The sequence below is a fragment of the Deltaproteobacteria bacterium genome, from assembly GCA_019309045.1.
In the GTDB taxonomy this organism is placed as follows: domain Bacteria; phylum Desulfobacterota; class Syntrophobacteria; order BM002; family BM002; genus JAFDGZ01.
In genome coordinates this window covers 1-3,866 of record JAFDGZ010000182.1, presented here as the reverse complement: position 1 = coordinate 3,866, position 3,866 = coordinate 1, and the positions used below count along the sequence as shown (strand labels likewise).

Annotated in this window: 4 protein-coding genes; all 4 read left to right on the top strand. The window is 54.6% G+C overall.

All coding sequences use genetic code 11. The annotated features are described in order from the left end of the window. Window positions 1-273, top strand: a 273-nt coding sequence (locus JRI89_17490) for an HAD family hydrolase (GenBank protein ID MBW2073025.1), incomplete at its 5' end; no start/stop codon positions are given. Between the two features lie 184 nt (window positions 274-457). Next, window positions 458-1,216 carry a hydroxyethylthiazole kinase gene (gene thiM, locus JRI89_17485; GenBank protein ID MBW2073024.1) on the top strand — a complete coding sequence of 253 codons (759 nt, stop codon included), beginning with the start codon at window positions 458-460 and terminating at the stop codon, window positions 1,214-1,216. Between the two features lie 51 nt (window positions 1,217-1,267). After that, window positions 1,268-2,296: a thiamine-phosphate kinase gene (gene thiL, locus JRI89_17480; GenBank protein MBW2073023.1), complete on the top strand. Its 1,029-nt coding sequence runs from the start codon at window positions 1,268-1,270 to the stop codon at window positions 2,294-2,296. Continuing rightward, window positions 2,277-3,866: SBBP repeat-containing protein (locus JRI89_17475; protein MBW2073022.1), on the top strand; the 1,590-nt coding region annotated here is incomplete at its 3' end. The genes thiL and JRI89_17475, both read left to right, overlap by 20 nt.

Here is a 3,866-nt window from a genome sequence, read left to right as displayed (position 1 = left end):
GGATATCGCAAGCCGCATATTAAGGTTTTCCAGGAACTGACCAGAGGACTCGGAGTTGAGAGCAGCGAGATTGCCTTTGTGGGCGATGATCCGGAGGCTGACGTGATCGGCGCCACAAAGGCAGGAATGCAGCCAATCTGGACTACCTATGTGCTTGACAAAAAAATACCAGCGGCGCCTGGAGTGCTGCCTGTGAATCTGGAAGTGTCAGCGGATGACGTACCGAGAATTTCCACATGGAATGATTTGTTAGATCTCCTCCAGTTGCAATAGTGGCGGCCAGCCAGGCTATTGCAAGGTTTGAGGTGCTGGTGCTGGTCGGTAAAGATTCTTCGAGCGGTGCACAGCTATTGCCAGCATGATGGCCATGATTTTGCAGCAACAATCTGCGGGGAAAGCCAATTGCCTTTCTGCTCCCATTGATGATTTTGGGCAACTGGTTGCGGCATAAGGAAAAATGCTCGAATACAATCTTGGTTTACTGCTTGAACAGGTAAGAAAAAGGAGACCGTTGGTTCACTGCATTAGCAATCCGGTGGTGTTGAATTTTACTGCCAATGTATTGCTGGCAATGGGTGCTTCGCCAATAATGGCGCACAACATGAAAGAGGTTGAGGAGATAGTCTCAGCTGCCGGAGCTCTTGTGCTGAATCTTGGCATGCCCTCTGAAAAAAGAGGCGAGTCAATGATTTTGGCGGGAAAAACGGCAAATCGGCGCGCCATTCCCACACATTTGCGCAGTGAATTGGTGCTGAGAATAACCGAGGAGGTTGAGCTGGCAGTAATATGTGGCAATGCCTCGGAAATCCTGGCCCTGGCTGGCACAAGCGACAAACCGAGGGGAGTGGAGGCTGCTCACGCTGTTGAGGAAGCAATCGCTGTTGGCCGCCAAATAGCAGAGAAATTGCCTGCAGTCATAGCCATAACTGGTCCCATTGACCTGATTACCGATGGCAACTCTGTGGTGCGCTGCCGGAACGGCCATCCACTGCTGGCATCCATTGCAGGCAGCGGCTGTGCTGCCAGCGCTATCATTGCCGCTTTTGCTGCGGTGCATGGGAACCCGCTGGAGGCAGCTGCCGCTGGCCTGGCCTTCCTGGGGCTGGCAGGCGAGAGGGCCGGGGAAGAGGGGAATTTGACGCTGGGGCTCGTCTGCAAGGGCTGCAATGAGGTGGCTATACTAGGAAAGTTTTCAATTTCTTGTCTGTGCAGCTGAAAAGGGGCCTGCCTCTAGCGGCATCGCCATGCTGACCGGTCGAGGGACTGGATGAAATTGAAGGATATAGGTGAGTTTGGCTTTATCGAAAGGATCCGCCGTGGTTGTCTGCTGCGGCCGAGCCAGGTGCTCAGGGGCATCGGCGACGACTGCGGCGTGTTTCGCATGGGTGAGGATCTGGTAGCCCTCTTTACCACGGATATGCTGGTGGAAGAGGTTCATTTCAACCGTGATGAGATCCCGGCAGACAAGCTGGGCCGCAAGGCATTGGCGGTCAATCTCTCAGACATTGCCGCCATGGGCGGCGCTCCCCGGGAAGCACTTGTTTCTATTGCTGTTCCCGAAACAGTGGAACTCGCCTACCTCGAATCTCTCTATGAAGGCATGAAATCTCTGGCAAGAGAATTTGCCGTGAATCTTCTGGGTGGGGATACCTCCTTTTCCCCGAAGCATATAGTGGTCAATGTGGCCGTGATTGGAGAGGCATCCGAAAAGGAGATCGTCTATAGATCCGGGGCCGAGGTTGGCGACACTCTCTTTGTCACAGGCCCGGTGGGATCATCGGCTGCCGGGCTGGACATTGTCAGGACCGGAAGGACTTTACCCGGTGCAGAAGAGCTGCTGGAGGCCCATTTCAACCCGAGGCCGCATGTGCGAGCCGGCCGCCTCATTGGGAAATCCAGACTATGCCATGCACTCATCGATGTATCGGATGGTCTTGCTGCTGATCTGGGCCACCTGTGCAGAGAGTCCAGGGTGGGTGCAGTAATCGAGGCGGAGCGAATTCCTACCACTTCTGTTTTCCAGCAGTATTGTGCAAAGTACCATCTGGAGCAGAACCTCCTGAGCCTTCATACGGGGGAAGACTATGTTCTTCTGGGAGCAGTACCGAGTGCAGCAGCGGATAGAGTGGCTGAAAAATTGAGAGCTCAGGGGTGCAAATTTTATCCTATTGGCAGGACGGTGGAGGAAGAGGGTTTGTGGTTGAGGCAAATTGATGGTACCGTGGAAAAACTTGAGTATGGCGGGTGGGACCATTTTAGCAGCGGTGGGAGGCCATATGAGCGCAACAATAGTTAAGGTGAAAAAACGGCCGGTTTTGGCTTGGACTTTGGCAATAATTTTTGCCATGGTCCTGGGTTGGCAGCAGCACGTGAACGCAAAGCTGCGCGAGACAATGCCCGGGCAGAATGTTAAGCAGGTGTATGAGCGCTTGCCCCTCGCCTTTGAAATCAACAGGGGCCAAACAGACAACCAGGTGCATTATCTGGCCCGCGCCGTGGGCTACAACATTTTTCTTCTTCCCGAGGGGAGCGTAATCACTTTCAGAACAGTCAATTACAGCAGGAAAGGACATCTGGCCGCGGCTGCCGGGGAGAAGCGCTTGGTGACAACAGCGGCACTGCGGCTGCTCTTGCGCGGGGCAAAAAAGCGTCCCCGCCTGGTTGCCAGTGAAGAGTTGCCAGGAAGGAGCAACTACTTCATTGGTGACAACCCGCAGGAATGGCTGACCAATATTCCCACTTATGCCCGAGTTCGCGCCCTGGAGGTATATCCGGGCATCGATCTGGTCTACCACGGCAGCATGGGGCGGCTGGAATATGATTTCGTGGTCAAGCCTGGAGTTGATCCGGGTATCATCACTGTAGAATTTACAGGGCAGAAAGGCATGCACATTGCTGACAATGGCGACGTCATCATCGAACTGGAAGGCGGTCCAGTGCGTATGCACAGGCCGCACCTGTATCAGGAGATAGATGACACCAGGAGGGAAATCCAGGGGCGGTATGTTCTCAGGGGAGAGAACCTCCTGGGGTTCCAGGTGGCTGAATATGACCAGACCAGGCTGCTCATCATTGACCCGGTGCTCTCCCTTGCCGGTATCGGCGGGGTGCTGGACGTGGATCTTGGCAGTGCCATCACCCTGGACAGCAATCAGAATGCTTACATCACCGGGGTTACCAATTCTGCCGATTTTCCTGTTACTAAAGGGGGCCTGGACACCTCTCTGGATGGGGCCACGGACGCCTTTGTCACCAAGCTCAACACTGCCGGCACAGACCTTATTTATTCCACGTATCTAGGAGGCAAAGGAAACAATGATGAAGGTACCGGCATAGCAGTTGACAGTGATGGCAATGTGTATGTGACAGGAAGCACGGATTCTAGCAATTTTCCCACGGTAAATGCGCTGGATGGCACTCTGGGCGGCGGCAGCGACGCCTTTGTGAGCAAGCTGAACACGGCCGGCAGCGACCTTCTCTTTTCAACCTATCTGGGCGGCAGCGACGACGAGGCGGGCCACAGTATTGCCGTGGACCGGAACAGACAGATCTATGTGACCGGAGTGACTGAATCTAGCAATTTTCCCACGGTAAATGCGCTGGATGGCACTCTGGGCGGCGGCAGCGACGCCTTTGTGAGCAAGCTGAAGACAGACGGCAGCGCTATTCTCTTTTCCACCTATCTGGGCGGCAGCGGCGACGATGTGGGGAACGCTATTGCCACAGACGCTACCAACAAGCCATATGTGACCGGAGTGACAGAATCTGACAATTTTCCCACGGTAAATGCCATCGACGCCACTCTGGGCGGCAGCAGCGACGCCTTTGTGAGCAAGTTTACCACGGATGGCACAGCCATTCTGTTT

Coding starts and splice junctions, on each gene's coding strand:
- thiM (MBW2073024.1), top strand. CDS start 458: ATGCTCGAATACAATCTTGGTTTACTGCTTGAACAGGTAAGAAAAAGG.
- thiL (MBW2073023.1), top strand. CDS start 1,268: ATGAAATTGAAGGATATAGGTGAGTTTGGCTTTATCGAAAGGATCCGC.